21 protein-coding genes, 1 other RNA gene and 1 riboswitch are annotated in these 26,663 nt (G+C 41.5%); of the genes, 2 read left to right on the top strand and 20 right to left on the bottom strand.

Going from position 1 to position 26,663, the window contains the following annotated elements:
* Nucleotides 1-91: 91 nt before the first annotated feature.
* From AAGU76_RS00935 to rpoN, 15 genes are all read right to left on the bottom strand, one after another.
* Nucleotides 92-712: a hypothetical protein gene (locus AAGU76_RS00935; RefSeq protein ID WP_342483560.1), complete on the bottom strand. Its 621-nt coding sequence runs from the start codon at nt 710-712 to the stop codon at nt 92-94.
* A 281-nt stretch (nt 713-993) separates the two neighbouring features.
* Nucleotides 994-1,348, bottom strand: a transfer-messenger RNA (tmRNA) gene (ssrA, locus tag AAGU76_RS00930).
* Between the two features lie 114 nt (nt 1,349-1,462).
* Complete coding sequence (rnr, locus tag AAGU76_RS00925; protein WP_342483559.1) at nt 1,463-3,577, bottom strand: ribonuclease R; 2,115 nt, start codon at nt 3,575-3,577, stop codon at nt 1,463-1,465.
* 32 nt (nt 3,578-3,609) lie between these two features.
* Nucleotides 3,610-4,764, bottom strand: coding sequence for a D-alanine--D-alanine ligase family protein (locus tag AAGU76_RS00920; protein ID WP_342483558.1), 1,155 nt, complete (start codon nt 4,762-4,764; stop codon nt 3,610-3,612).
* A gap of 12 nt (nt 4,765-4,776) precedes the next feature.
* Nucleotides 4,777-6,420, bottom strand: coding sequence for a UDP-N-acetylmuramoyl-tripeptide--D-alanyl-D-alanine ligase (gene murF, locus AAGU76_RS00915; protein WP_342483557.1), 1,644 nt, complete (start codon nt 6,418-6,420; stop codon nt 4,777-4,779).
* Nucleotides 6,421-6,430: 10 nt separating this feature from the next.
* The gene (locus AAGU76_RS00910; protein WP_342483556.1) at nt 6,431-7,201 is read right to left on the bottom strand and encodes an alpha/beta hydrolase; all 771 of its coding nucleotides are present in this window, start codon (nt 7,199-7,201) and stop codon (nt 6,431-6,433) included.
* Between the two features lie 229 nt (nt 7,202-7,430).
* Nucleotides 7,431-9,455: a sodium-translocating pyrophosphatase gene (locus AAGU76_RS00905; protein ID WP_342483555.1), complete on the bottom strand. Its 2,025-nt coding sequence runs from the start codon at nt 9,453-9,455 to the stop codon at nt 7,431-7,433.
* A 222-nt stretch (nt 9,456-9,677) separates the two neighbouring features.
* A complete protein-coding gene (secG, locus tag AAGU76_RS00900; RefSeq protein WP_342483554.1) occupies nt 9,678-9,908 on the bottom strand; it encodes a preprotein translocase subunit SecG in 231 nt (76 codons plus the stop codon).
* A 148-nt stretch (nt 9,909-10,056) separates the two neighbouring features.
* On the bottom strand, nt 10,057-11,349 hold the full coding sequence (eno, locus tag AAGU76_RS00895) for a phosphopyruvate hydratase (protein ID WP_342483553.1): 1,293 nt from the start codon (nt 11,347-11,349) through the stop codon (nt 10,057-10,059).
* Between the two features lie 14 nt (nt 11,350-11,363).
* Nucleotides 11,364-12,896, bottom strand: coding sequence for a 2,3-bisphosphoglycerate-independent phosphoglycerate mutase (gene gpmI, locus AAGU76_RS00890; RefSeq protein ID WP_342483552.1), 1,533 nt, complete (start codon nt 12,894-12,896; stop codon nt 11,364-11,366).
* Nucleotides 12,897-12,908: 12 nt separating this feature from the next.
* Complete coding sequence (gene tpiA / locus AAGU76_RS00885; protein WP_342483551.1) at nt 12,909-13,667, bottom strand: triose-phosphate isomerase; 759 nt, start codon at nt 13,665-13,667, stop codon at nt 12,909-12,911.
* Nucleotides 13,668-13,678: 11 nt separating this feature from the next.
* Complete coding sequence (pgk, locus tag AAGU76_RS00880) at nt 13,679-14,872, bottom strand: phosphoglycerate kinase (RefSeq protein WP_342483550.1); 1,194 nt, start codon at nt 14,870-14,872, stop codon at nt 13,679-13,681.
* A 99-nt stretch (nt 14,873-14,971) separates the two neighbouring features.
* A complete protein-coding gene (gene gap, locus AAGU76_RS00875) occupies nt 14,972-15,979 on the bottom strand; it encodes a type I glyceraldehyde-3-phosphate dehydrogenase (RefSeq protein ID WP_342483549.1) in 1,008 nt (335 codons plus the stop codon).
* Nucleotides 15,980-16,024: 45 nt separating this feature from the next.
* Nucleotides 16,025-17,050: a sugar-binding domain-containing protein gene (locus AAGU76_RS00870; protein ID WP_342483548.1), complete on the bottom strand. Its 1,026-nt coding sequence runs from the start codon at nt 17,048-17,050 to the stop codon at nt 16,025-16,027.
* Nucleotides 17,051-17,409: 359 nt separating this feature from the next.
* A complete protein-coding gene (rpoN, locus tag AAGU76_RS00865; protein WP_342483547.1) occupies nt 17,410-18,822 on the bottom strand; it encodes an RNA polymerase factor sigma-54 in 1,413 nt (470 codons plus the stop codon).
* Nucleotides 18,823-19,089: 267 nt separating this feature from the next.
* A riboswitch (glycine riboswitch) is annotated at nt 19,090-19,175 on the top strand.
* Between the two features lie 219 nt (nt 19,176-19,394).
* On the opposite strand from rpoN, the gene AAGU76_RS00860 reads away from it, so the two are divergent.
* A complete protein-coding gene (locus tag AAGU76_RS00860) occupies nt 19,395-19,664 on the top strand; it encodes an ACT domain-containing protein (RefSeq protein WP_342483546.1) in 270 nt (89 codons plus the stop codon).
* Nucleotides 19,665-19,672: 8 nt separating this feature from the next.
* Entirely contained in the window at nt 19,673-21,031 is a 1,359-nt protein-coding gene (locus AAGU76_RS00855; protein ID WP_342483545.1) for a PFL family protein, read from the top strand.
* A gap of 192 nt (nt 21,032-21,223) precedes the next feature.
* On the opposite strand, the gene grdD is transcribed toward AAGU76_RS00855, so the two are convergent.
* From grdD to trxB, 5 genes are all read right to left on the bottom strand, one after another.
* Nucleotides 21,224-22,396, bottom strand: coding sequence for a glycine/sarcosine/betaine reductase complex component C subunit alpha (gene grdD, locus AAGU76_RS00850; RefSeq protein ID WP_342483544.1), 1,173 nt, complete (start codon nt 22,394-22,396; stop codon nt 21,224-21,226).
* Nucleotides 22,397-22,404: 8 nt separating this feature from the next.
* A complete protein-coding gene (grdC, locus tag AAGU76_RS00845; protein WP_342483543.1) occupies nt 22,405-23,937 on the bottom strand; it encodes a glycine/sarcosine/betaine reductase complex component C subunit beta in 1,533 nt (510 codons plus the stop codon).
* 183 nt (nt 23,938-24,120) lie between these two features.
* Nucleotides 24,121-24,594, bottom strand: coding sequence for a glycine/sarcosine/betaine reductase complex selenoprotein A (gene grdA, locus AAGU76_RS00840; RefSeq protein WP_342483542.1), 474 nt, complete (start codon nt 24,592-24,594; stop codon nt 24,121-24,123).
* A gap of 97 nt (nt 24,595-24,691) precedes the next feature.
* Entirely contained in the window at nt 24,692-25,009 is a 318-nt protein-coding gene (locus AAGU76_RS00835) for a thioredoxin domain-containing protein (RefSeq protein ID WP_019227782.1), read from the bottom strand.
* A gap of 1 nt (nt 25,010) precedes the next feature.
* A complete protein-coding gene (gene trxB / locus AAGU76_RS00830) occupies nt 25,011-25,952 on the bottom strand; it encodes a thioredoxin-disulfide reductase (protein ID WP_342483541.1) in 942 nt (313 codons plus the stop codon).
* Nucleotides 25,953-26,663 lie beyond the last annotated feature (711 nt).

Here is a 26,663-nt window from a genome sequence, read left to right as displayed (position 1 = left end):
TGAGCAGACAATTCCTTTCCTGCATACATGCTGAAATGTGTTCCTCCGCCCCAGGTTGCTTCTAAACTCACATCATATACAATTCCATTCTTTATGAAACCCAAATTCTAAATGCAACTGTTTGAGGCGGAATGCTCATGGTCATAAAATCAGCATGTTCAACTCTTACCATTTGACCAGGTCTTAAATCTCTTAGAGAAATCATGTTACCCCTCCTGTCATAAATTTCTGTCATATTATTTACCACAAAACGCATTTGACTCATAATGTCATTTGGATTTCCTGTATATAGGAAATTATTTCTTGCATCAATTTCCATAACCCTGTCTTCCACTATATTAGGAATATTTGGGTTCGGATTCGGATTAACATTTTCTCTTACTACAGTTATTCTGTATGCTCTTGATTGAGGAGGTATACTTCTTGTCATTGCAGCTGAAAATTCAGCATCCACAACATTTCCAACTCTTAAATCTCTAACAGAAATTCTCATCCCGCATCTGCTTCTTATTATTGTATTACTGTCAACCACTAATGTAACAAGCTCCATGTGAGTCATGTTAAAGTCACCTAAAACTCCATATGAAATTGTTACAAAACTTGTTCTTCTATTGTCATGAAATATTTCCTCTATTACAGCTTCATCAGCAAAAATAACGTTATTTCTACTACGCAAAGTTTCCACTTCATCATTTATATAAAAATCATCCATTTTTTATACCTCTCTTGCATTGATAAATATATACAGCTGTATATATATATATATTCTTAAGTTTTTAATTTGTTCTGCAAGCATAAAATAAAATATGAATAAATAATATTTTGCATCATCCTATTTTAGTTTTCGGGAATTGTCCTGCATGCCTTACTTCACCAAAATTTAATTCTTCATAAGGCAGAATTAAATATATTATTTATTAGTTTGTACAAAAAACATCCACAATCAAAAAATCCTTCAAATTCGAAGGATTTCTCACTGTTTCTTTCAATTTTTTATGGAGGCGGTGGGAGTCGAACCCACGTCCGAAAATATTTCCACAAGACTTTCTCCGAGTGCAGGACATAATTTGAATCTCGCTTTGAGAGCCGCCCATGTCCAGGCTGCAATCTCTGCCAGCTTCAGTTGTTCGGCACCGGGTCGAAGCCCCCCGGCGCTGTTCCCTGATTTAGATGATGCCCCGTTTTAGCCTACAGGCCGGCTAAGCGGAACAAGCAGCTGCAATTAAGCAGCGAATGCTAAATTATTGTTTTCTTTTGCGTTTAATTTTAGTTGCCACTTTTTTCGTTGTTTGGCACAACGACTCGCTTATCTTACTTCTATACCCCCGTCGAAACCATTTACGCCCCCGGTATACAGAGTTTAAGAATAACCTCTGTTGTCATTCTAGAGAATTATTCTTAAACTAAGCTTAACTTTTATTATAATTAAATTTGTTTTGGTATGTTTAAAATTTCCATCCTTCTAAATAAACACGAAATCAATTTCTGCCTTTGCAATGCTTACGTTGGCCACCCTTATTTTTACACGGTCGCCTATCCTGAATGTTTTTCCGCCGCCCTGACCGTAAAGTTCCTTTTTCTCGTTGTCGAAGATGTAGTAATCGTCAACCATGTTGGATATGTGCACAAGGCCTTCTACCGTGTTTTCAAGTTCCACAAACACACCGAAGCTTGTGACTCCGGATATTACGCCTTCATACTCTTCTCCTATTTTGTCGGACATGTATTCGGCTATTTTTATCTTGTCGGTGTCTCTTTCTATTTCATCGGCGATTCTTTCCATCTTGGAAGACTGTTCAGCCACCGCTGCAGTTCTTTCTGTCAGTTTTCGCAGATCTTCCTCTGAAAACTTGCCCTTCAGCTGACCTTTTATTATTCGGTGTATCTGCAGGTCTGGATATCTTCTTATGGGTGATGTGAAGTGGCAGTAGTACTGAGCCGCAAGTCCGAAGTGCGGAGAACTGTCCGGCGAATATATGGCCTTTTTCAAGGATCTCAGCATCATGTTGTTGACTATGGCCTCTTCTTTTGTATCCTTTATCTTCAGCAAAAGCTGCTGCAGTTCCCTTGGATGAACGTCGTTGCTTCCTTTTAGAGTATAGCCGAGATTATGAATGAACTTTGAAAACTCATACATCTTTTCTGAATCAGGGTCTTCATGGATCCTGTACACGAATGGCATGTTCAGCCAGTAATAGTGTTCAGCCACCGTTTCGTTGCATGCCAGCATGAACTCCTCAATCATCTTGTTTGAAACTCGCCTTTCATACTTTGTGACGTCTATGGCCTTGCCCTTGTCATCTGTTATGATTTTAGTTTCAGGGAACTCGAAATCTATGGCTCCCCTTGATTCTCTCTTCCTTCTTAAAACAAGGCTCAGCTCTTCCATTACCTTGAGCATGGGTACAATTTCCTTGTATTTTTCCAAAAGCTCTTCATCATTGTTTTCAAGCATTTCGGAAACATCTGTGTATGTCATGCGGTAGTTGTTGCGGATGATGCTTTCAAATATCTCATAGTCTGTAACCTTGCCATCACCGTTTATGGTCATCTCTACAGACAGCGTCAGCTTATCCTCACCGGGGTTAAGGCTGCATACTCCGTTTGACAGCTCCCTGGGAAGCATGGGTATCACCCTGTCGCTTATGTAGATGCTTGTTGCTCTTTTCAGCGCTTCCTTGTCAAGATTTCTGTCTTCCTTCACGTAGTGTGTTACATCTGCTATGTGAACCCCAAGCCTGTATTCGCTGTCACTGATCTTTTCAGCATACACGGCATCATCCAGGTCCTTTGCGTCAGCTCCGTCAATTGTTATGATAGGAAGGTACCTCAAGTCTCTTCTTCTGGTTAGTTCCTGCTCATGTATTCCTTCAGAGGATACCTTCACTGCTTCCTTTATTACGTCATCCGGGAAAAACTGCCTTACCTTCTTGGCACGCAGAACAGCCTCGATGTGTGTCTTTGTGTCCTCTATGTCTCCTATGATTTCTACAATTCTTCCTTCAGGGTTTTTTCTCTTCTCCGGCCATTCGGTTATTTTAACCGAAACTTTGCTGTTTGGTCTGGCATTGTTGAATTCTTCTTTTGGGACGAATATGTCAAATGCAATTCTTTTGTCGTCAGGCACAACAAAGCCGAAATGCTTGCTGCTTTGAAATGTTCCTATAACAAAAGTGTTGGCCCTTTCGATAATTCTTATTACCTTTCCTTCCGGGCTTTTCACATCCTCCGAAATTTTCATAGGGCGCACAATAACCTTGTCGCCATGCATTGCTCCATTCATATCGACGGGAGAAATGAATATGTCCTTTATGTCCTTGTCGTCAGGTCTTAAAAATGCATACCCCTTCTGGTGCCCTTCAAGCGTTCCTATAACCAGGTTCATCTTTTCGGGTATTCCATATCTTTCGGTTCTTGTGAATATGATTTTGCCTTCGTTCTCCAATTCGTTAAGTGTCTTCAGCAATTCCTTCTTCATGCCGGATTCAATTTCAAAAGCCTGCATGAGCTCATTGAGAGTCAGAGGCTTATAAGCTTCCTCTTTCATGAATGCCAGTATTTTATCTTTAAAGTTCATGATTCATCTCCTCTTCCTTAGCAATGGAAACATTATTTCTTTGCGCCGCTTCCCATCTTGTTCAGCAAATCAATGTCGTAGGATACAATGTTGTTCTTCCGTTGTTCCTGCTGCATTTCAGCAAACTCGATAATCTTTGAGATGAGCTTTGTGAAGTTTACACCTGCACCTTCCCAAAGATAGAATGCGATGGAACCGGGTATAGTATTTATTTCATTTACAAAGATATTATTGCCGTCATAAAGGAAATCTATTCTTGCATTTCCGCAGCAATCCACAGCTTTGAATGAAGATTTTGCGTAATTTTTAACTTTTTCAGTTATGTCATCGGGTATGTCTGCCGGAATCCTTCGTTTTGATTCTGCTGCATCCTTTTTCTTATTGACATACTTGTCTTCATAGGTCAGGAAATCCGTCCAGCCCACAGGTTCCTCGCAGAGTGACGCTGTAAGTTCATTTTCATAACCCATTACAGCACAGTTTATTTCCCTTACATTTTCAATGCATTTTTCTACTATGATTTTTCTGTCGTAAGCCATGGCAACCTCTATGGACGTCAACAGTTCCTGTTTGTTGTTTGCCTTGCTTATGCCGACGCTTGAACCCAGGTTTGCCGGCTTGACAATGAGCGGATATCCTATTTTTTCAATTTCCTCGATAATATTTTCTTTTTCTTTTCCGTAGCTGCTCCTGAAAAACCATGTGTAATCAACCACAGGAAGCTTGTTGCTCTCAAAAACCTGCTTCATGATTACTTTGTCCATGCCCACAGCCGAACTTAGAACAGAACCGAAGGCACATGCAACTCCGTTCATCTGGAATATTCCATGCAAAGCTCCATCCTCCACATTTGTTCCGTGCACTGCAGGAAAAACAACTTCCACTTCTTTTGTGTCGTACTTCTTGCCGAACAGTCCCTGCTTAAGCTCGGGATGCGGATAAAGTACCAGCCTGCCGTCTTTAAATCCCGGCAGGACCTCGTAAGCACCCTCAAAGTTCTTGGTTTTGTAGTTTTTTATGTCATGGAGGCTGCTGCCGATATACCATTTTCCATCCTTTTGGATGTAAATTATCATAGGTTCATAAATGCTTTTATCGATATTATCCATAACCTGAAGTCCCGTTATTATTGAAACTTCATGTTCAACAGATTTTCCTCCGATTATAATGCCAATAGATTTTTTCATAATAACCTCCATTTATTTTTCGTCGTATGTGTCAGGCAGATCATTTTCAAACAACACAACATCGCCCGCCCTTGTGAGCGTGCCCAGAAGTTTGCTTGCCTGGTCCAATGAGTCAACCACATACAAATTGTCTTCACTGAACCCCTTTTTCATTATTCCGTTGTATATTGGAAGAGTTCTTTTTCTGCCTATTAAAATTGCCACATTGCAAACATTCGCAATGAGCTCTCCAAATTTTTCATTTTCCGCTTCTTCTATTTCACCGAGTTCCACCATACCGGGTGTAACTATAATCTTTCTATTGTCGGTGAAGGAGTCCAGAACCTCCAGAGCAGCCTTAACACCATCCGGGTTTGAGTTGAACGCGTCATCGATTACAATAACGCCGGTACCCGGATCAATGAGCTGCAGCCTGTGTTCAACACTTTCGATTTTTGCTATGCCTTGTTTAATTTCGACGAGAGAAAGCCCCAATACCTTTGCAGCAGCTGCTGCTGCCAGAATATTATGTATGTTGTGCTCACCCAAAAGCTTCGTCTCGCAGTCTATGGTACCCAAGCCATCGATGCTCAGTGAGAAAACAGAACCCTTGCTGGATACTCTTATGTTTGTTGCAAATACGTTAGTGTCCTCGATGTTTTCTATGCCGTACAGTATCTTTTCCTTGAACGTTTTGTCAGCAAGTTTTCTTACATGTTCATTGTCATAGTTGAAGATTGCCACTCCGTCATCAGGCAGATTTTCAATAAGCTCGTACTTCGTGCGCATTATGTTGTCTATGGACCTGAATGACTCCAGATGGCATGGACCTATGGAAGTGATGATCCCTATCTGAGGATTTGTAAGTTTTGCCACCTCATCTATGTCTCCCACTTTTGTGGCGCCCAGCTCTGCTATGAAAACATCATAATCATCTGTTAAATCGTTGTTAATAACCTTGCTGATGCCCATTGGAGTGTTGTAGCTTTCGGGAGTGTTCAGTACCTTGAATTTTTCACCGATTATGGTAGCAGCAAAAAACTTTGTGCTGGTCTTTCCGTAGCTTCCCGTTATACCCAGTGACTTCAGTCTTTTCATGTTTTTTATCTTTTGTGATGCCTGTATGTAATATTTTTTGTTTATGTTTTTTTCAATCGGGTTGGCAATGTACAAAGCTCCTGCCGAGTAAAATGCGCACAGAAGATATACAACCGACATCAAGCCTGCCCAAAGAGGAAAAAACCTGGTCAAATCATGGAAAAACAGCTTAACCAAAAACAACACAATCAGAAAATCTGCCAATACCAGCAGCATGGATGTGACATACAGCCTCTTTGCTCTTGACGTAAACACCAGCGGTTTTTTAGACTCATACTTTGTCTTCGTTCCCAGAAGCAAGAAAAACGAAGTAAATATGGAACTTGCCATAGCGTAGGGATACAGGTTCGCTGTGCTGTTTCTCATGACAGCAACGACGAAAAACAAAGCATTTACAGTCATGATCACTGTGTAGATTCTATCCTGCCTGGAGTAAACCCTGTCTTTTCTGCTTTCCATCCACTCCATGTACTTTTTGACATCGTATCCTTCAATTTGAACCATATGTAGACAATACTTCAGTTTGTATGCGCACAGCAAAAACCAGCATGCGGCAAATAAAATTATTAAAGACTGCATCTTCTCTCTCCTACCTTATGAAATCTTCTTTCAAAAAAGAATTTATGACTGCCTTGAACTGGTCATAGGAATCAATGTACGAATAGTGGCCAGCCCCCTTTAAAACAACAAGACCGCTGTCCTTAATCTTCTCCTCCATCATGTTCCCCATGTACAAAGGGGTATCCTGGTCTTCCTCTCCCCAGATAAGAAGAGTCGGAACATTTATGTCCGGAAGAAGTCCGACCAGATTGTCGTTTACCACCTTGACCATGGTCTGCCTCATTATTCCCTGTGATTCCTTGTAGTCTACAGACCCGTACTTTCTGTAAAACTTCTCAAGTTTCTTTTCCCTTGAGTCTTCTGAGGAAAAGGCAGTATAAAGCTTCCTCAGAATCTTAAATGAATAAACCTTCACATAGTATTTTAAGGTTCTCTTTGGAATTATGCCGGCACTGTCTATAAGAACAAGCTTCTTAACCACGCTGTGCATTGACGATAAAATGATAGAAATCCTTCCTCCATGTGAATGACCAAACAATATTATACTCTTCATGCCCAATTTATCAATGACTTTTTTTATACAATCAGCATAATCATATGAATTCCACGGCTTATCCGGCATGCTGCTTTCACCGAAGCCCGGAAGGTCCACTGCAACAACCCTGCACTTATCCTTTAAAACATTGAATATTGGCATCATAGTCTTCGTGCTTCCTCCCCAACCGTGAAGCAGCAAGACATCAGCACCGGTTCCTTCATCTATGTAGTTAATTTTAATTCCGTCAACTTCAATTTGCATAAGATTTCCCTTCATTTAATATTTAATTGCTATTATCATTATATGTAACATATCAAAAATGATTGCATCATAAGTAGAGCTAATGGCTTGCCTCACAACGATACAATTAAAAACATCAGACAAAGGCCCAAGCCTTTGTTTCATAAATTGTTTTTAATTATACCATCTGTTTCACAGTACTGCAACAAAAAAGACTTCCCGCAAGGAGAAGTCCTTCAAATGAATTCTATTAGAATAATTTCAGCAATACTCCGCCGTACTGAGCCAGCATCGGTCCGAATACCAGTGAAACAACTGTCATAAGTTTTATAAGTATGTTGATTGATGGTCCTGAAGTATCTTTGAACGGGTCTCCAACTGTGTCTCCAACAACTGCTGCCTTGTGAGCTGCGCTGCCTTTTCCGCCGTGAGTTCCTGACTCAATATACTTCTTCGCATTGTCCCATGCTCCGCCGGCATTTGACATCATGATTGCCATGAGAACACCTGATACCAATGCTCCTGCCTGCAATCCGCCTAAAGCTTCAGTTCCTAAAAGGAATCCTACCAAAAGTGGAACCAAAACCGCTAAAAGACCTGGAACTATCATTTCTCTTAAAGCTGCTGCAGTGGATATGTCAACACATCTTCTGTAGTCAGGTTTATCTTTTCCTTCCATTATTCCAGGCATTTCTCTGAACTGTCTTCTAACTTCTTCAATCATTGAGAATGCAGCTTTACCAACTGCGCTCATTGTTATTGCAGAGAACAGGAACGGAAGCATACCGCCTATGAACAAACCGGCAATTACTGTTGGTTCAGTCAAGCTTATGGAAGTTATTCCAACAGCCTGAGTGTATGACGCAAACAAGGCCAAAGCTGTTAAAGCTGCTGAACCGATTGCAAATCCTTTACCAATAGCAGCTGTAGTGTTTCCTACTGAGTCAAGCTTGTCAGTGATTTCTCTTACTCCGTGTGGTAATTCGCACATTTCAGCAATACCACCGGCATTGTCTGCAATCGGACCATAAGCATCAACTGCAACTGTCATACCTGTAGTTGAAAGCATACCTACTGCTGCAAGAGCAATACCGTACAGACCTTTTACTGCGTCCAGTCCATTTGGAGTGTAACCTGCGATATAGTATGCACCGATTATACCTACTGCCAAAACAACTATAGGATAGCCTGTTGATCTCATACCTACTGACAGACCGCTGATAATTGTAGTAGCTGCTCCTGTTTCAGACTGGTCAGCTATTTCCTGTACGTATTTGTAATCACCTGAAGTGTAAATTTCAGTAATCTTAGCAATTATAAGACCTACAGCCAAACCAAACACGATGGAACCAAACGGCTGCAAGCTTCCAAGAATAGACTGGCTCAGGAAGAATGCTGCTACAACAACAACCAGTGAGCTCATATATGTACCCATGTTCAATGCTTTTTGTGGGTTAGAACCTTCTTTACCTCTTACAAACAATGTTCCTATTATAGAAGCCAGTATACCAACTGCAGAAATCAACAGCGGGAACATAACTCCGATGCCGCCTTCATAAGCTATAACGCCCAGTGTGATTGATGAAACAATTGCTCCAACATATGATTCAAACAAGTCAGCTCCCATACCTGCAACGTCACCAACATTGTCACCAACGTTATCAGCTATAACTGCAGGGTTTCTTGGGTCGTCTTCAGGTATACCTGCTTCAACCTTACCAACAAGGTCAGCACCAACGTCTGCAGCTTTAGTGTAGATACCGCCGCCCACACGTGCAAACAATGCTACTGAAGAAGCACCTAAGCTGAAGCCTGTAATTATGCTTGCACTTCCGAACATCAGCCAGAATGCGCCTGTTCCTAAAAGACCGAGTCCTACGACAACCATTCCCATTACTGAACCGCCTGAGAAAGCAACATCCAGTGCTTTGTTCATTCCTGAAGTTCTTGCTGCGTTGGCAGTTCTTACATTTGCTTTAGTAGCAACTGTCATTCCGAAATATCCTGCCAATATAGAAAATCCTGATCCAACCGCATAAGCTAACGCAGTTGTCCAACCGATTCCTAATCCAAGAATAACGAACAAAATAATAGCAAAAAGTCCAACTGATTTGTATTCTCTTGCAAGGAATGCCATTGCACCTTCATGAATGAATGAGGAAATCTCTTTCATTCTGTCTGTACCCGGATCAACCTTATTGATGCCTGATGCCTTATAAAAAGCAAAAAGCAAAGCCAAAACCCCGACTATTGGGGCTATTACTAAAGTACCCATTTGTTTCTTTCCTCCGTTGTTTAAATATTAATTTATAAGCTGATATTCCAAATTAGCAATAGAGCTTTTGCAATAGCGCTTACATTTAGGTGCAGAAACGATATTACATCGTTTTCTTCTGCAATAAAAGTGCACGACAAAAGAGCCGGTCACTCATAAACTGTGTTCAAATTCTATTAATATAGAATCCCAGCAATATTATTGCCAAAAAATTACATATTATTACTGAATTGCAACTAATATCAAGGAAGCAATCACGAATATTATTGCTGAAGCTGCTGTTGCTTTTTCAAGTTTGCTTTCATAGCTTCTTCCCTTGTTTTTTCCCCAGATAGACTCAGCTCCTCCGGCTATTTCACCAGACAATCCTGCTGATTTTCCTGACTGAAGCAATATACTTGCAATTAGAATCAAGCTTGCAATAATCAAAAATATTCTTACTACGATTTCCACTGTACACACCTCCCGTTACTACATCTTCGCATAACAGTTGAATTATAACATTAAAAGCATATAAAATCAACTTTTTTTATAAGATTTAAAAATAAATGGTGAGAATTTAAGCAAAGCATTCGGGTTTAGCCCGAATGCCTATTTAATTTTACTTCTTAATATTGTAGAATACTTCAGTTTTTCCGTACTGAGCAGCTTCTCCCAGTATGTCTTCAAGCCTCAGCAGCTGATTGTATTTTGCCACACGGTCTATTCTTGAAGGAGCGCCGGTTTTGATCTGTCCTGCGTTTACAGCTATTACCAGGTCCGCTATTGTGGCATCGTCCGTTTCGCCCGAGCGGTGGGAAACAACTGCAGTGTAGCCGGCTCTTTTTGCCATTTCAATGGCATCCAAAGTCTCTGTTATTGTTCCGATCTGGTTTAATTTAATCAGGATGGAGTTTGCAACCTTAAGGTCTATGCCTTTTTTGAGTCTTTCTGTGTTTGTAACGAACAAGTCGTCTCCAACCAGCTGTACTTTGTCTCCCAGCTTTTCAGTAAGCATCTTCCATCCTTCCCAGTCCTCTTCGTTCATTCCGTCTTCAATGGAGATTATGGGGTATTTTTCTACCAGATTTGCATAGAAATCAACCATTTCCTGCTGAGTGAACGTTCTGCCTTCGCCTTCCCATGTGTATATTTTTGTTTCAGGATTGAAAAGGTCTGTGGCAGCAACGTCAAGCGCAAGCATTACATCCCTGCCGGCAACGTATCCCGCTTTTTCTATAGCTTCAACTATGGTTGCCAGAGCTTCCTCGTTTGATTTCAGGTTAGGGGCAAATCCGCCTTCATCGCCTACCGATGTGTTCAGTCCTTTTCCCTTTAATACACTTTTTAGGCTATGGAATATTTCGGCTCCCATTCTCAGAGCTTCCTTGAAGCAGCATGCACCAACGGGCATTATCATGAATTCCTGAATGTCCACGTTGTTGTCTGCGTGCTGTCCTCCGTTTAATATGTTCATCATAGGAACAGGAAGTGTCTTTGCGTTGACTCCTCCCAGGTACTGGTACAGTGAAAGTCCAAGTGTGTCTGCAGCAGCCTTTGCACAAGCCATTGAAACACCAAGTATTGCATTGGCTCCAAGTTTTCCCTTATTGGAAGTGCCGTCAAGGGAAATCAGAAGTTTGTCTATTGAAACCTGCTCAAGTGAGTCCCTTCCTACAAGCTCAGGAGCTATAATATTGTTTACATTGTCAACTGCTGTTGTTACTCCTTTTCCAAGATATCTGGATTTGTCGCCGTCTCTAAGTTCTACGGCTTCAAATGCTCCGGTTGAAGCTCCTGAAGGAACACCTGCCCTGCCGTATCCTCCGCTTTCAGTCCAAACTTCCACTTCTATTGTTGGATTTCCTCTTGAATCCAGAATCTCTCTTGCATATACATCTGAAATAATAGTCATTAAATAACCTCCCTTTAATTGTGTACTATCAGGCTTTGGCCTGTCATCTCTTTTGGTTTTTCAAGTCCCATAAGCTCGAGCATGGTAGGCGCGATGTCTGCCAATATTCCTTCCTTAAGCTTCATCTTTCTGCTGCCGCTTACAACTATGAACGGTACCTTGTTCGTTGAGTGAGCAGTCAGCTTTGCCATGGTTACCTCATCCAGCATCTCTTCACAGTTGCCGTGGTCGGCTGTAATCAGTGCAGTCCCGTCAGTTCTGATCAGGAAGTTTACGATTTCGCCGAGACACTTGTCAACTGCCTCAACTGCCTTTATGGCTGCCTCGATGTCGCCGGTGTGGCCAACCATGTCAGGATTGGCAAAGTTGATAACCATCACCTGGTACATGTCCTTTTCAAGTTCCTCCATGATCATGTCCTTCAGTTCAAAGGCATTCATTTCGGGCTTCAGGTCATAAGTTGCCACATCCGGAGACGGTATAAGCTTCCTTACTTCATGCTTGAAAGGCTCTTCGATCTCTCCGTTGAAAAAATATGTCACATGAGCATATTTTTCAGTCTCTGCAGCCCTTAGCTGCTTAAGTCCAAGAGTGCTTAAATACTCTCCCAGGGTATTCTTTACAAAATGCGGTTTATAAGCTACATCAACATTTTCAATTGTCTTGTCATACTGGGTCATGCAAACAAACTTTACGTTGACCCTTTTTCTTGGAAAATTGCTGAACTCTTCATCAACAAAGGCCCTTGTAAGCTGTCTTGCTCTGTCGGGTCTGAAGTTGTAGAATATGACGGCGTCGTTGTCCTTTACCGTTCCCAGACCTCCTCCTTGTTTTTCTACAAGAAGAGGCTTTATGAACTCATCAGTCACACCGCTCATATATGAATTCCTGACAGCCTCCAGAGGATCTGAAAATGTTTCGCCTGCTCCGTTCACAAGAGTGTTATATGCAAGCTCAACCCTGTCCCATTGCTTGTTTCTGTCCATGGCATAGTATCTGCCCATGATGGAGGCTATGTGTCCGGTTCCAATACTCTTAATTCTTTTTTGAAGTTCTTTTATGTAATTAGGACTGCTTGTGGGGCTTACGTCCCGTCCGTCGGTTATGCAATGGACCTGTACGTCCTCAACGCCATTTTTCTTTGCAAGCTCAAGCAGGCTGTAAAGGTGAGTATTGTGGCTGTGCACTCCTCCGTCGGATAAAAGCCCGATCAGATGCAGAGTTGAATTGTTTTTCTTAACAAAATCAATGGCACCCTTCAATGCTTCGTTATTTTCGAATTCTCCGTCTTCAATAGATTTTGTTATCCTCGTGAAATCCTGATACACAATTCTTCCTGCCCCTATATTCAGGTGACCGACTTCTGAATTTCCCATCTGCCCTTTCGGAAGACCTACGTCATATCCGCTGGCTGACAGGACAGTATTTGGGTACTTCCTCATCAAGACATCAAAATTGGGTGTCTTTGCCCTCTTTATAGCATTTCCCTCATAGTCTTCACCCAATCCCCAGCCGTCAAGGATAATCAATGCTGTAACTTTGTTCATACTGGACCTTCCTTACTTTGCATAATTGATAATGTTTAAAAATTCTAAAGATTGAAGGCTGGCTCCGCCAACCAGTGCGCCGTCTATGTCCGACTGCGTGAGTATTTCATTTGCATTGTCCTTCTTGACGCTGCCGCCGTATTGAATCAATACATTTTCAGATACTTCGAGGCTGTAGATTTTGGCTATTGACTTCCTTATGAATGCAGCCATCTCATTGGCCTGAACACTCGTTGCGGTCTTGCCTGTTCCTATTGCCCACACAGGCTCGTAGGCAACAGTTATTTTTACTGCATCATCAGCTCCTATTCCTTCAAAAGCCTTCGTAACCTGATTCCTTACGGTTTCCTTTTCAACATTGCCTTCTCTTTGTTCCAAGGTTTCCCCTACGCAGAGTATTGGCTTAAGGCCGTGTTTTAATGCAGCTTTAAGTTTTTTGTTGACAGTTTCATCGTCCTCAAAGAAAAGCTGTCTTCTTTCAGAGTGACCGATAATTACGTACTCTATGCCCATGTTTTTCAGCATAACCGGAGATACCTCACCGGTGTAGGCTCCCTTGTCCTCGTAATGCATGTTTTGAGCGCCTATTTTTATATTTGAACCGCAAAGTTCCTGTTTAACAGAATACAGTGAAGTGAACGCGGGACATATTAAAACTTCCACATCAGCGTCGAATTCACCTGACAATGACTTTATAGATTTTGCAAGCGCTGTGCTTTCAACCACATCGTTGTTCATTTTCCAGTTGCCTGCAACCAATTTTTTCCTCATATCTGACTCCTTTATTTGTTGTCTACAGCATCTATTCCCGGCAAAACCTTACCCTCCAGAAATTCCAGGGAAGCGCCTCCTCCGGTGGATATATGAGTTATCATCTCGCCAAGCCCTACTTTTTCAACAGCTGCTGCGCTGTCTCCTCCGCCGATAATCGAAATGGCATCCTTGTTCATGGCTACGGCTTTTGCTATGGAATTTGTTCCTTTTGCAAAATTGTCCATTTCGAAAACTCCCAACGGTCCGTTCCAGATAATGGTCCTTGACTGACTTATGGTGTTCTCGAACATTTTGATTGTCTTATCTCCTATGTCAAGCCCCATGTAACCTTCAGGAATTTTATCCGCATCTGTTTCAAAAAACTCTGTGTCATTTTTAAATTCCCTTGCCACAACTGTATCTACAGGAAGAAGCAAGTTAACATCTATTTCCTTAGCCTTAGCAATGAGTTCTTTTGCCAGCTCAACCTTGTCTTCCTCAAGAAGAGACGTGCCTATGCCGTATCCCAAAGCCTTAAGGAATGTAAATGTCATCCCTCCGCCTATGAGTATGTTGTCTGCAATGGTCAGAAGATTCTCAATTACTGCAATCTTGTCTGAAACCTTAGCTCCTCCAAGAATAGCTGTAAGCGGTCTTTTGGGGTTTTCAAGGGCATTGCCCATTATTTCTATTTCCTTTTCCACTAAAAATCCAACTGCCGAAGGAAGGTAATCACACAGTCCCACATTTGAAGAATGTGCCCTGTGGGCTGTTCCAAATGCGTCATTTACAAACATGTCTCCCAGGGAAGCCATGTCATTTGCAAAATCTCCTGCATTTTTTTCCTCTTCCTTCCTGAACCTTGTGTTTTGAAGGAGCATCACATCTCCCGGCTGCAAAACTAAAGCATCTGATTTTACCTTTTCATCCACAACCGCATCAGCATCCTCAAACATGACGCTTTTGCCCAGCAGCTCTTCAAGCCTTTTTGCAACAGGCAGCAATGAAAATTCCTTTGAAGGCTGTCCTTTCGGCCTTCCCAGGTGAGACAAAAGAATTACGGAAGCTCCGTTATCCAACAGATAGTTTATGGTTGGAAGAGAACTTGTTATCCTTATATCGTCTGTGATGTTTCCTTCCTTGTCCAGCGGAACATTGAAATCGCATCTTACTATGACTTTCTTACCTTTAACATCTATATCTTTTAAAGTTTTCTTATTCATACATCCTCCAATAACAAACGGCAAGAAAAGCAATAGAACGAAGTGAGATTTCATATGAAAGGTTTTCGTTCCTATTGCTTCTTTTTTGCCGAAGTATGTTTATTTCATTGAACCCCAGTATTTTACAACTCTTACAAGCTGTGATGTGAATGACATTTCATTGTCGTACCATGCAATGAGCTTTACAAGCTGCTTTCCGTCTGATTCAAGGATCTGAGTTGACAGTGCGTCGAAGATGCATGCATAGCTGCTGCCTATTACATCACTTGATACTATTGGATCTTCAGTGTAAGCAAGTGTCTCGTTGGCTGCTTTCTTTACAGCTGAGTTTATTTCTTCAACAGTTGTGTTTCTTCCAAGCTCTACGGTCAGGTCTACTACTGAGCCGGTCAGTGTGGGAACACGAAGTGCTATGCCGTCTAACCTTCCTTTTAGTTCAGGAAGAACAACTCCAACTGTCTTCGCTGCTCCTGTTGAAGCAGGCACTATGTTTGCTGCGGCTGCACGGCCTCTTCTTGCCTTTATTCCGCTCTTGTGTGAATTGTCATGAATGTTCTGGTCGTTTGTATAGGCGTGAACAGTAGTCATAAGTCCCTTAACTATTCCAAACTCATCGTTCAGAACCTTTGCCAAAGGAGCCAGACAGTTTGTTGTGCATGAAGCCGCAGATACAACTGTTTCTGTTCCATCGAGAATGTTGTGGTTTACATTGTAAACAACAGTCTTAACATCTCCCTTTGCCGGTGCTGAAAGAATAACCTTCTTTGCTCCGGCCTTAATATGAGCCTCTGCTTTTTCCCTGTCGTTGAACTTACCTGTGCAGTCGATAACCAAATCGATGTCGAGTTCTTTCCAATTGCAATTTTCAGGTTCTTTGACCCTTGAAGTTATGATATCCTTGCCGTTTACAACCAGTACATCACCTTTGTGGAAAATTTTATCAGTCATGAAGTTTCCGTGAGCCGAGTCATATTTAAGCAAGTATGCCAGTGTTTCAGCATCTGAATTGGTGTTTATGGCCACAACCTGAAACTCATCATCCTGTGCCATCAATCTCAATGCCAATCTTCCTATCCTTCCAAAACCGTTAATTGCTACTCTAACCATGTTATCCTCCTATGATTATATAATTATAATTATTATTAGTGTGATTTATAATTCTAATATCCTTCTGGCGGCTGCTTCATCCGTCACCAGGATAAAATTATTATTGAATTTTGATATTGCATAAATGGCCTCTGCCTTTGACTTTCCTGCGGCAACGCCGATGGAATTCTTGATTTCCTTGAAGTTTTCAAGCGATATTCCCACAGAATTTGTCTGCATCTTCACGTTACCTTCATTGTCGAAAAAATATCCGAAAGCTTCTGCCGTCAGATGGTCATCTTCAATCTTCTCCATGACGTTTTCTCCTGCTTTTCTTCTGGCAGCCATTTCTCTGGCATTACCCAGTCCGAATACAAGCAGGTTTATATTTCGTATGTCTGACAAGACATCCTGTATGAGCTTGTTGTTCTTCAGTACATTCAATTCATTTTCATCCAGATTGTCGGGGATGTGAAGCAATTTATACGGCGCATCTAGCTTTTCTGCCAGGTTTGCAGCTATGGTATTCGCCTGGATTTCAAGCTCCTCGCTTAAACCTCCTCTGGCAGGCAGAACCAACAGGTTTTTTATTCCCTTTTTCCTTTTCATCTGCCTCACTACACAGGCCATGGTCGTTCCACCGGTAATTCCTAATATCGTATCGTTTTTTATAAGATCCAGAATAATTTCAGCAGCCTTCTTGCCCAGATCGTTGAATACGAAACTGTCCTTCTCGGAGTTGCCTGCAACGACTGCAACCTTCTTTAGCTTTAGCTTTTCCATGAGCTTTAATTCCAGATCGGACAAATTTTTTATGTAGTAAAAACTGTTGTGAATTTCCGACAGCACATTCTCCCCTTCCTTTGTGAGTTCCACTCCGGCGGTCTTGATATCAATCAGGTTCATTTCCTTCAGCTTATCAATTTCGGTACGCATTGTTCTTTCGGTTATTCCAAGTTTTGCGGATAGAGATCTTCTTCCGATGGGCTGCTGTGAGCTTATTACTTTCAATATTTCATATCTCTTCATGAACAGCTCGACAGTTTCGGGAACTATTTTGTTTTGAATTTCAAGCAGTTTGTTTTTTTCCATACATCCCTCCGGGATAGTTTGTGTCCCTGTTGTTCGTTTTACGTCCCTAGGTTTATTCTACCATATTTGAACCATATTGCAATAGTATTTTTGAATTTTGGAATTTAATTTTAGATTGGTCATCAGATATGAATTGAGATATGTGTCATACTATTTATTAATAGTGTCGCATTTATATTTTTGATTATATCACAGCATCAAGGTGCTGTACAGTAAAAACCGCAAAAATAAATCAGTAATTTTTGATAAAATTCCTTATTTAATTACACACAAAAAAAGAATATTCAACTTCATTTATTGAATATTCTGTCCTATTGTTAAACTCTTAATTCTTAACTCTTAATTCTTAATTGCTTTTATTAGTATCTTCTTCGCATGGAAGAGGACGGTATCCTCATTTCATCTCTGTACTTGGCCACGGTTCTTCTTGATATGCTGATTCCATCAGAACATAGCATTTCTGCAATCTTTTGATCGCTTAAAGGTTTTTGTGCGTTTTCATCGTTTATAAGCTTCTGAATCTGAGTCTTGACGCTAGTGGAGGATATTCCCTCACCGTCGCTTTCGCTTAAGCTGCTGGCGAAAAAATACTTAAGCTCAAACAAACCTATCGGCGTCTGAACATACTTTCCGTTTGTGGCTCTGCTTACTGTTGATTCATGAACGCCTATGTCGTCGGCAACATCTTTGAGAACCAGAGGCTTCAAGGCAGTCTTTCCTTCATCGAAAAACCTTCTTTGAAATTTAAGGATTGATTCAACAACCTTGTACAATGTCATTCTTCTTTGTTCTATGCTCTTTATGAGCCACATGGACGAATTGAGCTTGTCCGTCAGGAACTTGTTTGCTTCCTTGTCATCCAGGTTGGTGATCATATTCTTGTAATAGCTGCTTATAGTCAAAAGCGGCAGGTTGTTGTCATTAACAATGATGATGTATTCACCGTTTATCTTTTCAATTGTAACGTCCGGTACAATGTATCTGATGGAATCGCTGTCAACAATGAACCCTCTCGAAGGCTTCGGCTCAAGCATCTTTATTATGTCGCAGATGCTTTGCACCCTGGTCACTGTAATGTGCAGGTCCTTGGCTATTTTTTGAATCTTGTTCGTGGCTATTTCTTCAAGATACTTTTCTGCTATGATGTACGCATTTTTGTCCTGTATGCCCTTTTCCTTAAGCTGTATCATGAGGCATTCGCTCAAATTCCTGGCGCCCACGCCTACAGGGTCAAATGTTTGAATGAGTCTTAACACCCTTTCAACTTCCACAACATCCTCGTTCAGCAATAGGCTGATATCCTGAACTGAACATCCCAGATAGCCCTTGTTGTCCAGAGATTCTATGATGAACTCACCGATTCTCTTTTCCTTGTTTGTCTTGACCGACACTCCAAGCTGCACCATCAGGTGGTCCTTCAGGGACATTTTCTTGGATGTGTAGCTTTCAAATGTTTGCTTATCATCGGAATCAGATGACTTTTCATAAGCCTTGTAGCTTAAATCATCATATTTTTCGGTAATTTCCTTCCAATCGATTTCATCCTTGCCGTTATCGTTTTTCGGTTCGAAATCCACCTGCTCCTCACCTGAGACAGATTCCTGACCCTTGTTGTCTACGGATTCAAGAAAAGGATTTACCTCAAGCTGTTTGTATATAAACTCCATCAGTTCTACGTTATTAAATTGCAATATTTGTATAGCTTGTCTTAATTCCGGCGTCATGATAAGCTTTTGAGTCTGAGACAGATTCAATTCAAAGCCCATTTTCATAATATCACTCCTCGCTACCATATATTATAACAAATTTTCTTATAATTTCAACATGATATTGTTTTCTATCATATAACAAAATTTAGATATTATATATAAAACCTGATAAAAATTGTCAACATTATGATTATAACAAAAAAAACTTAACTTTGCTAAAATTTTTTTCAAAAAGAAGTAAATAATTTTCTTGATTTTTATTTCAAACAGGTATATACTAACCCCTAATAATAAATGGATGATGCTGGCGGAAGGCAGTCGACCGCCTGCGGACATGACTCTGGAGAGACTCTTAGGAGCACCGAAGGGGAAAGCTTACGGGCGAAACTCTCAGGTAAAAGGACAGAGACAGTATTTTTGTCGTTCAGAGAGACTGAAAATTTCTGAATTGGCCAAAGCTAGCCTTTGCCGGTTCAGAAAACCAGTCTCTTTTATTTTATGACGCAACTGTGCTATGACCTAACCACATTGTTACGACCGAAGGGAAGCAGAATTCATGACAGGTCAATCGCAATAATTATTTTTTGGAAATGCATATCAAGACTGCAAATACATATTACAACTTGGAGGATGAGATGAAAGGAATCATAACAATCATAGGTAAGGACCGTGTAGGCATAATCTCACAGGTGTCAACGCTTCTGGCCAACAACAACGTAAACATTCTGGATATTAACCAGACAGTAATGAGAGAGTATTTCACCATGATAATGCTTGTTGATTTCGAGCAAATGACGTCAGACTTCGTATCGCTGCAAAAGGATCTTGACACGAAGGCAAAGGAAATAAACATGGACATCAGAATGCAGCGCGAAGACATTTTTGACAAGATGTACGAAATATAGGGGGACGCATGATTAAATCAAAAAATATATTGGAAACCATCAAAATGGTTGACGAACTCAAATTTGACATAAGAACCATCACCATGGGAATATCTCTTCTTGACTGTGCAGACACAGACGGAGAAAAATCCAGAATAAAGATATACGACAAAATAGCTAGGTTATCTGAAAATTTCGTTAAAACAGTTGAGCAGACGGAAAATGAATTCGGCATTCCAATAATAAACAAAAGAATATCCGTTACTCCGATTTCAATAATTGCAGGTTCAAGCGGCGATACGGATTACGTGAAGTATGCTGAAATTCTGGACAAGGCTGCAGACGTTGCAGGGGTAAACTTTCTGGGAGGATTCTCTGCCCTCGTTCACAAGGGCTTCACAAAAGGTGATGAAATACTGCTGCGCTCCATTCCCGAAGCTCTGGCACGAACAAACAAGGTTTGTTCATCCGTTAACGTGGCAACCACAAAAGCCGGAATTAACATGGATGCTGTAAGGATGATGGGCGAAATAATAAAAGAAACCGCATACCTTACGAGAGACAATGACAGCATCGGCTGCGCAAAGCTGGTTATATTCGCCAATGCGGTTGAGGACAACCCCTTCATGGCAGGAGCATTCCATGGAACAGGCGAATCGGAAACATGCTTGAGCGTAGGTGTAAGCGGCCCAGGAGTTGTCAAGTATGCTCTTGAACAGGTTAGAGGAAAAGACTTCACAACCGTATGCGAAACCATAAAGAAAACTGCCTTCAAGATTACAAGAGCAGGAGAAGTTGTGGCTCAGGAGGTTTCCAGGAGAATGAACATACCTTTCGGCATAATGGACTTGTCCCTGGCACCTACTCCAGAGGTGGGTGACAGCGTAGCAAGGATATTGGAAGAAATAGGTCTTGAAGCATGCGGCGCACACGGCACAACAGCCGCCCTGGCACTGTTGAATGATGCCGTTAAAAAAGGCGGAATCATGGCATCTTCAAATGTTGGCGGCTTAAGCGGAGCGTTCATACCCGTAAGTGAGGATGAAGGCATGATCGAAGCTGTAAACAGAGGTTCTCTCAACATTGAAAAGCTTGAAGCCATGACCTGCGTGTGCTCAGTTGGACTTGATATGATTGCAATTCCGGGAGACACAAAAGCCAGCACAATTTCTGCCATAATTGCAGATGAGTGCGCCATAGGAGTCATAAATCAAAAATCCACTGCAGTCAGACTCATCCCGGTTTACGGAAAGACACTGGGAGACACTGCCGAGTTTGGTGGACTCTTGGGAAGAGCACCCATAATGAAGGTAAGCAGCTTCTCAAGCGATGACTTCATTGCCAGAGGCGGAAGAATACCGGCACCGATACACAGCTTCAAAAACTGACAATAAAAAAGCGGCTATTGCCGCTTTCAGATTAATACCTTTGACGTTGTCATTCTGAGGGCGTAGCCTGAAGAATCTCATCATTTCAACATTAGGAGATCCTTCGCTAACGCTCAGGATGACAGCATCTGAATTTGTATACATTCTTAAGCGGCTGTGGCCGCTTTAATTTTTCTTTTTCGTTTTTATTACCTAGCAGCAGGTTTTTTCCTTTGCTATAAACTCGTTGTCCTGCAGTATTTTGATTGCAGCGTCAGTGTTTGCATCGTTTACTAGAATGATGGGTCCAGTGCAGCCCATGCCGCTTTCCGCATACACATTGTTTTTCCATAAAAGCTTCACCGCATCTTCAAGGTCCATTATTTCAATTCCCGAAATCTGAGAAGTTACAACTTCCTTCTTGGGAGCTTTGACTTCTTCTTCATCGGACGATTTCTTAACAGATTTGGCTGACTTTAATATTTCTGCAAGGCCTGCCTTGTTTGCCTTTTCAAACTCTTCCTTTGCCACCTGTTTCAGATTTCCTTTAACAAGGTCAGCAGCAAATTTCATGGCACCTTCCACCAGAGGCTCTCCGGATGCTCTTGAAATTATAAGGATGAGCTTGTCAAAGCCTTCTCCTATTCCCGGTCCGTATCCGTAGCCCAATGATTCGTAACTCCCTCCGGTTGTATAAGATGAGAATATTTTTATCATCAGGTTGCCGGTTAAAGAATCCATTACCATTACGTCGCAGGAACCCATCAAAAGGTCGTTGCCTCTCATTACGGCACCGCCGTCGGCTCTTTGAGATGATGCGAAATTTATGTCATAGCCCTGGCTTTTCAGCTTATTCAAGGCAATTTCAGCCTGTCTGGCTCCATCCACGTTAAGGATACCAACGGTCGGATTTGAAATTCCGCAGGCTTTTGCAGTGATAATACCGTAAATGGCGTTTTTGACCATTCCTTCAACCTTGTCCGTAGAGGATGTTCCGGTGGTGGTGGCAATGAACATTTCTCTGCCTTTTCCGGGTGTCACAATTCTTCCGACAGTCGAAACTCCGATGGGGAAAGGATAGTGCATGGTTACGCATGCATCAATTTCACCTTTGTCCAGAAGCTCCTCCATCTTTTTATGAGCCTGATCTTCGTTATCTACGAAGGCTGTGGTAACTCCCTGAACACTTTTTGAACCGATTACTGTTGATTCCAGTCCGGACTTTGCAGCCTTGGCTGCTGCAGCAAATATGGTGTCTTCACCGTGCTCGCTTCCCATGGCTGTAACTGCAACTCTGGGCTTTTGCCCGTATTCGCCGCTGATCAGCGTATCCGCAAGCTGGTTGAACACTTTTCCAATGATTTGATTCACTTGTTTTTCAGACATATGCCCTCCTATTCTGCCATCAGGTTTGAAGCAAAATTCTTTAGAGCCTGTGCTATAAGTTCTTTTACCTTTTCTTCCGATATTGAGGATTTTTCGTCTTGTTTTCCTTTATTGGCTTCAACTATGAAAGATACTCCATCAAACAGGTTAGTCATTCTTCCCAGGAACAAGCTTCCCTTTCCGACAATCATGGCACTTTTGATCTTTCCGTCCAGAATATCCTGTCTGCAGAATCCAACATATGGCACTCCAGATGGAATGTGACCCTGCGTCGGAGCCCATCCCAGCATTCCGTGCTTCTCCGTGAAATCCTGAAGGTCTTTCTTTTCAATGTCTCCTCTTTTAACAGCCAGGGCACCTATCATCTTGTAGTTTGCCAGTGGCACATCCCCAGCTCCAGCCGGTTTAGTGATATCAGGATTTTGCATTTCAACCGAGTACTTGTCAACGTCCGTGATCTTCAATCCTGCCTTGTCAAGGGATGACACAAGCGATGTTATTACAGCCTGCGGTGAGGAACCTGTTCCGACAGTGTGGCGTCCTATAAGGTCAAGGTTGATTTCTGGATTTATTCCGTCATTTTCGCTTACAAGCACTGCAAATCCGCCAAGAACGTCTTCAAGAACGGGCAGACCTTTCTTAATGTGATCCTTTCCATTCATTCCAAGCTTTGCTGTGCTGCCGCCTGCAGAAACCACAACGTTTTTGTATACTCCGGCCTTTACAAGAGCCGCAGCTTCAATGAGCGCATGTGTAGGTCCTGCACAGAAACCTCTTGTATCTGATCCTGTGGCATTAACAAATCCTGCTACCTCGGCGCATGCTTTCGCAAAGTTTCCTCCGCCTCTTTGGTTCATGTCGCCGCATGCTTCCTCGCAGCAGTCGATTACATAGTCAATTTCTTCTTTGTTAATATTGTTTTTTGCAACAAGATTTAATAAAGCCAAAACGTTAGAAGCCTTCGAAACAAGGTTTTCAACCATAACATGGGAGCTCAGGTTCACGTCTATGTCGTGGGCTCTTTTTACGCATCCTATGAGCTGTCCTTCATTGTACAAAGGCTCTGCATGCTCTTCATCAACATACTTTGAAATCAATGACAGCTCTTCACCTTCGCTTATTCTGCTCAGGAGCGAATCATCAAACAAGGGATGGCTTGCAAGCTTTTCCGTTGCTTGTTCCAGAAAATTGTTTTCAAGTTTTACAAGGTCGAAAACGTCACAAATCTGCATCAAAACCAGGAACTCGTCCTGAGGCATAATTTCACCGTACTTGCCGTACCTTCCGAATCCCACAGCTTCCTTGTCGTACCAAGGCTGTTCGTATTGCGCCAGCTCATCGGGAGTTATGTTTCCTATATATGTCTGGTTAGGCAGATATTTTACCACCTGGTCAAATGTTCTCAGATGGTCCTTTATTTGCTTTAAATACTCCGAATTGGGATTTACCGTTCTTTCGGTGGTTTGTGTGGTTCCGTTGTGAATGACCATATCCGGCGTAAATGCCAGTATATAGCTTGCTCCTCTTATTACACTGTTCATAATAACCTCCGCTATTTATTTGAACCTTAATTTAAAATACAAGGCATAAAGTTTAACTAGGTTTAAACCCTAGACTTTATACTTCAAATTTTCAAAATTTTAAAATTTGCTTCGCATTTCTGCGAAGCAAATTCTGATGACATATTAATTCTATATATAGAAATTAACAAATCGCTATCGATACTACAGATACTTGCAGTAGTCTTCCCTGATAGGAGTCATTTCGCTTATGATGTCATCCACATCCAAAACCATTTCCATCATGCTTATTTGTTCGTCATAAACTGATTCGTCAACTTCATTTTTTATTTCTGGTTCACATACATGATATACACTGAGTCCTAACTGAACTCCTGTCAATGGACCTGCAAATGTTGGGTCTCCGTTAGTTACGGTTTCTGCAGCAAGACCTGCTGCTTCACCTTCAGCTGCTCCAAGTACAACTACTATGTTTTCAGCACCATACTTTTCAGCAAATTCTTTAACCCTTTTTTGATTTTCCAAATCCATTGCGCCTGCGGAAGTTCAGACGAAGCATTCAGTAGATGAAAATACAACTTCAGCTCCGGCAGTCTTAACGCATTCTTCGATTGCCGGTCCCGGTATTCCATCCCTGTCGCCTATTATAATAACTTTCTTGCCATTCAATAAGCTCATTTCATATCCTCCTTTGTTATTTTTTTGTTTGACCTGTTATATGGGGACATTCCTTTTACTTCAAAGACTGTCTCTATACTAAAGGTGTGTCTCCATACTATATATATTTTTGAATCATTGCTTCTATATTTTCAGGAGTGGCATCTTCTTTAATAAGTTCTTCCACTTTTTCTCCATCCTTATACATTGCAATGACAGGCAAACCTAATACTTTTTGTCCAATGGCAACTCTTCTGGCCTTAGTTGTGTTCAATTTAGTAAATTTCAGCTTGTCGCCGTATTTTTCTGACAATTCCATTACATGCGGCATCAAAGCTTCGCATGGTGCGCAACCGTCTCCAAAGAAATCAACCAGTATGTATCCTTGTCCTTGAAGAACTTCTTCATCAAAATTTGTTTTATCCAGTACTAACATATTAATCCTCCAAACTTTCTATATATTTTTCGGCTTGAACGGCTGCAATGGCTCCATCAGCTGCTGCAGTCACTACCTGTCTAAGACTCTTTAATCTGATATCACCTGCGGCATAAACACCCGGAATATTAGTCTGCATGTTTTCATCGGTTACTATGTAGCCTTTGTCAATGTTCAGGATTCCTTCGTATAACTTTGTCTTTGGCTCATATCCTATGAATACGAAAATCCCAAAGGTTCCGTCATCTTCATCGGCTGTTAATTCCGTAAGCTCTCCTGTCTTGACATTTTCCAGTACCATGGAGTTTACAATACCGTCGCCTTTGATTTCCTTCACAACAGAATCCCATATGAAGTTAATCTTCGGATTATCATTAGCTTTTTGTATAATTGACTTAGCAGCTCTCAATTCATTTCTTCTGTGAATGATTGAAACCTTTCTGGCAAACTTAGTCAGATACATGGCTTCTTCTACGGCGGTATCGCCTCCGCCCACTACAAACACCTCAAAGTCTTCAAAGAAAGCTCCATCGCAGGTTGCACAGTAGGATACTCCCTTGCCTGTGAATGTTTTTTCTCCAGGGCAGCCTATCAATTTTGATGAAGCTCCTCCGGCTACTATTACAGTCTTTCCTGTATACTCGCCTTTCTTGCCCACAAGAACCTTTTCTTTGCCCTCGAGTTTCACTTCAACAATTTCATCATATACCTTTTCAGTACCGAAATGCTTTGCCTGATCAGCCATACGGTCAATCAATGTTGGGCCTGATTCTCCTTCTAAACATCCGGGATAGTTTTCAACTTCAGATGTGAGAACTATCTGTCCTCCGTCCTTTTCCTTTTCAATTATCAGCGTGCTTAATCTTGCTCTTCCGGCATATATTCCTGCCGACAACCCTGCAGGACCTGCTCCTATTATTATTACATCATATACTTTGCCCATTCTACACCTCTTTCCTATGAGTCACGTTACCATCATATTTATATAAAATATGATATATAATTATTGAAAATTGTGCAAGCAATATTCAACAATTATATTTGTCCGCGGCTATTTCTGCCGTGAACTTAAACTAACCTAATATGTAATCCGTCGCCAATATGGGACACAGATTTATGATACCCGTGAAACGCCGCTTAAAAACTTTAATCACAGAAAAATATTTTTAAGGCGGCGTTCAGGGTAACCACCGACACCAAACCAAAGATTTGTGGCATCTCGCAGTCTCATTCACCAAATTATTTGCTCGCTTTCGCTCTCATAATTTGGGAAGCGCAGTTTCGTACACATATTTGCTTAATCGCTTTCGCTCATGCAAATCTGGAACTCATTGCGTTTGACTTACCTACAATTTCTTTCTCCCTATCGGTCAAAGAAATTGGGTCAAGTCATAATCGTTGCGAATGACCTACCAGCCATTTTTCAGAAAAAACGTCTGAAAAATGGGGTTAGGGCATCTCGCAGTCTCATTCACCAAATTATTTGCTCGCTTTCGCTCTCATAATTTGGGACTTCGTTGCGAATGACCTACCGCCATTTTTCAGAAAAAACGTCTGAAAAATGGGGTTAGGGCATCTCGCAGTCTCATTCACCAAATTATTTGCTCGCTTTCGCTCTCATAATTTGGGACTTCGTTGCGAATGACCTACCGCC

It is taken from the genome of Sedimentibacter sp. (assembly GCF_038562225.1).
Lineage (GTDB): Bacteria > Bacillota > Clostridia > Tissierellales > Sedimentibacteraceae > Sedimentibacter.
This window is presented reverse-complemented; position numbering and strand designations above follow the sequence as displayed.

Excerpts from the sequence above, each read along its gene's own strand:
- grdC (WP_342483543.1), bottom strand. The coding sequence starts at position 23,937 with ATGAACAGTGTAATAAGAGGAGCAAGCTATATACTGGCATTTACGCCG.
- AAGU76_RS00920 (WP_342483558.1), bottom strand. The coding sequence starts at position 4,764 with ATGAAAAAATCTATTGGCATTATAATCGGAGGAAAATCTGTTGAACAT.
- gpmI (WP_342483552.1), bottom strand. The coding sequence starts at position 12,896 with ATGAACAAAGTTACAGCATTGATTATCCTTGACGGCTGGGGATTGGGT.
- tpiA (WP_342483551.1), bottom strand. The coding sequence starts at position 13,667 with ATGAGGAAAAAATTGGTTGCAGGCAACTGGAAAATGAACAACGATGTG.
- grdD (WP_342483544.1), bottom strand. The coding sequence starts at position 22,396 with ATGTCTGAAAAACAAGTGAATCAAATCATTGGAAAAGTGTTCAACCAG.
- AAGU76_RS00910 (WP_342483556.1), bottom strand. The coding sequence starts at position 7,201 with ATGCAAATTGAAGTTGACGGAATTAAAATTAACTACATAGATGAAGGA.
- eno (WP_342483553.1), bottom strand. The coding sequence starts at position 11,349 with ATGACTATTATTTCAGATGTATATGCAAGAGAGATTCTGGATTCAAGA.
- AAGU76_RS00835 (WP_019227782.1), bottom strand. The coding sequence starts at position 25,009 with ATGTTAGTACTGGATAAAACAAATTTTGATGAAGAAGTTCTTCAAGGA.
- AAGU76_RS00935 (WP_342483560.1), bottom strand. The coding sequence starts at position 712 with ATGGATGATTTTTATATAAATGATGAAGTGGAAACTTTGCGTAGTAGA.
- AAGU76_RS00855 (WP_342483545.1), top strand. The coding sequence starts at position 19,673 with ATGATTAAATCAAAAAATATATTGGAAACCATCAAAATGGTTGACGAA.
- rnr (WP_342483559.1), bottom strand. The coding sequence starts at position 3,577 with ATGAACTTTAAAGATAAAATACTGGCATTCATGAAAGAGGAAGCTTAT.
- AAGU76_RS00905 (WP_342483555.1), bottom strand. The coding sequence starts at position 9,455 with ATGGGTACTTTAGTAATAGCCCCAATAGTCGGGGTTTTGGCTTTGCTT.
- gap (WP_342483549.1), bottom strand. The coding sequence starts at position 15,979 with ATGGTTAGAGTAGCAATTAACGGTTTTGGAAGGATAGGAAGATTGGCA.
- pgk (WP_342483550.1), bottom strand. The coding sequence starts at position 14,872 with ATGAATAAGAAAACTTTAAAAGATATAGATGTTAAAGGTAAGAAAGTC.
- murF (WP_342483557.1), bottom strand. The coding sequence starts at position 6,420 with ATGCAGTCTTTAATAATTTTATTTGCCGCATGCTGGTTTTTGCTGTGC.
- AAGU76_RS00860 (WP_342483546.1), top strand. The coding sequence starts at position 19,395 with ATGAAAGGAATCATAACAATCATAGGTAAGGACCGTGTAGGCATAATC.
- AAGU76_RS00870 (WP_342483548.1), bottom strand. The coding sequence starts at position 17,050 with ATGGAAAAAAACAAACTGCTTGAAATTCAAAACAAAATAGTTCCCGAA.
- trxB (WP_342483541.1), bottom strand. The coding sequence starts at position 25,952 with ATGGGCAAAGTATATGATGTAATAATAATAGGAGCAGGTCCTGCAGGG.
- rpoN (WP_342483547.1), bottom strand. The coding sequence starts at position 18,822 with ATGAAAATGGGCTTTGAATTGAATCTGTCTCAGACTCAAAAGCTTATC.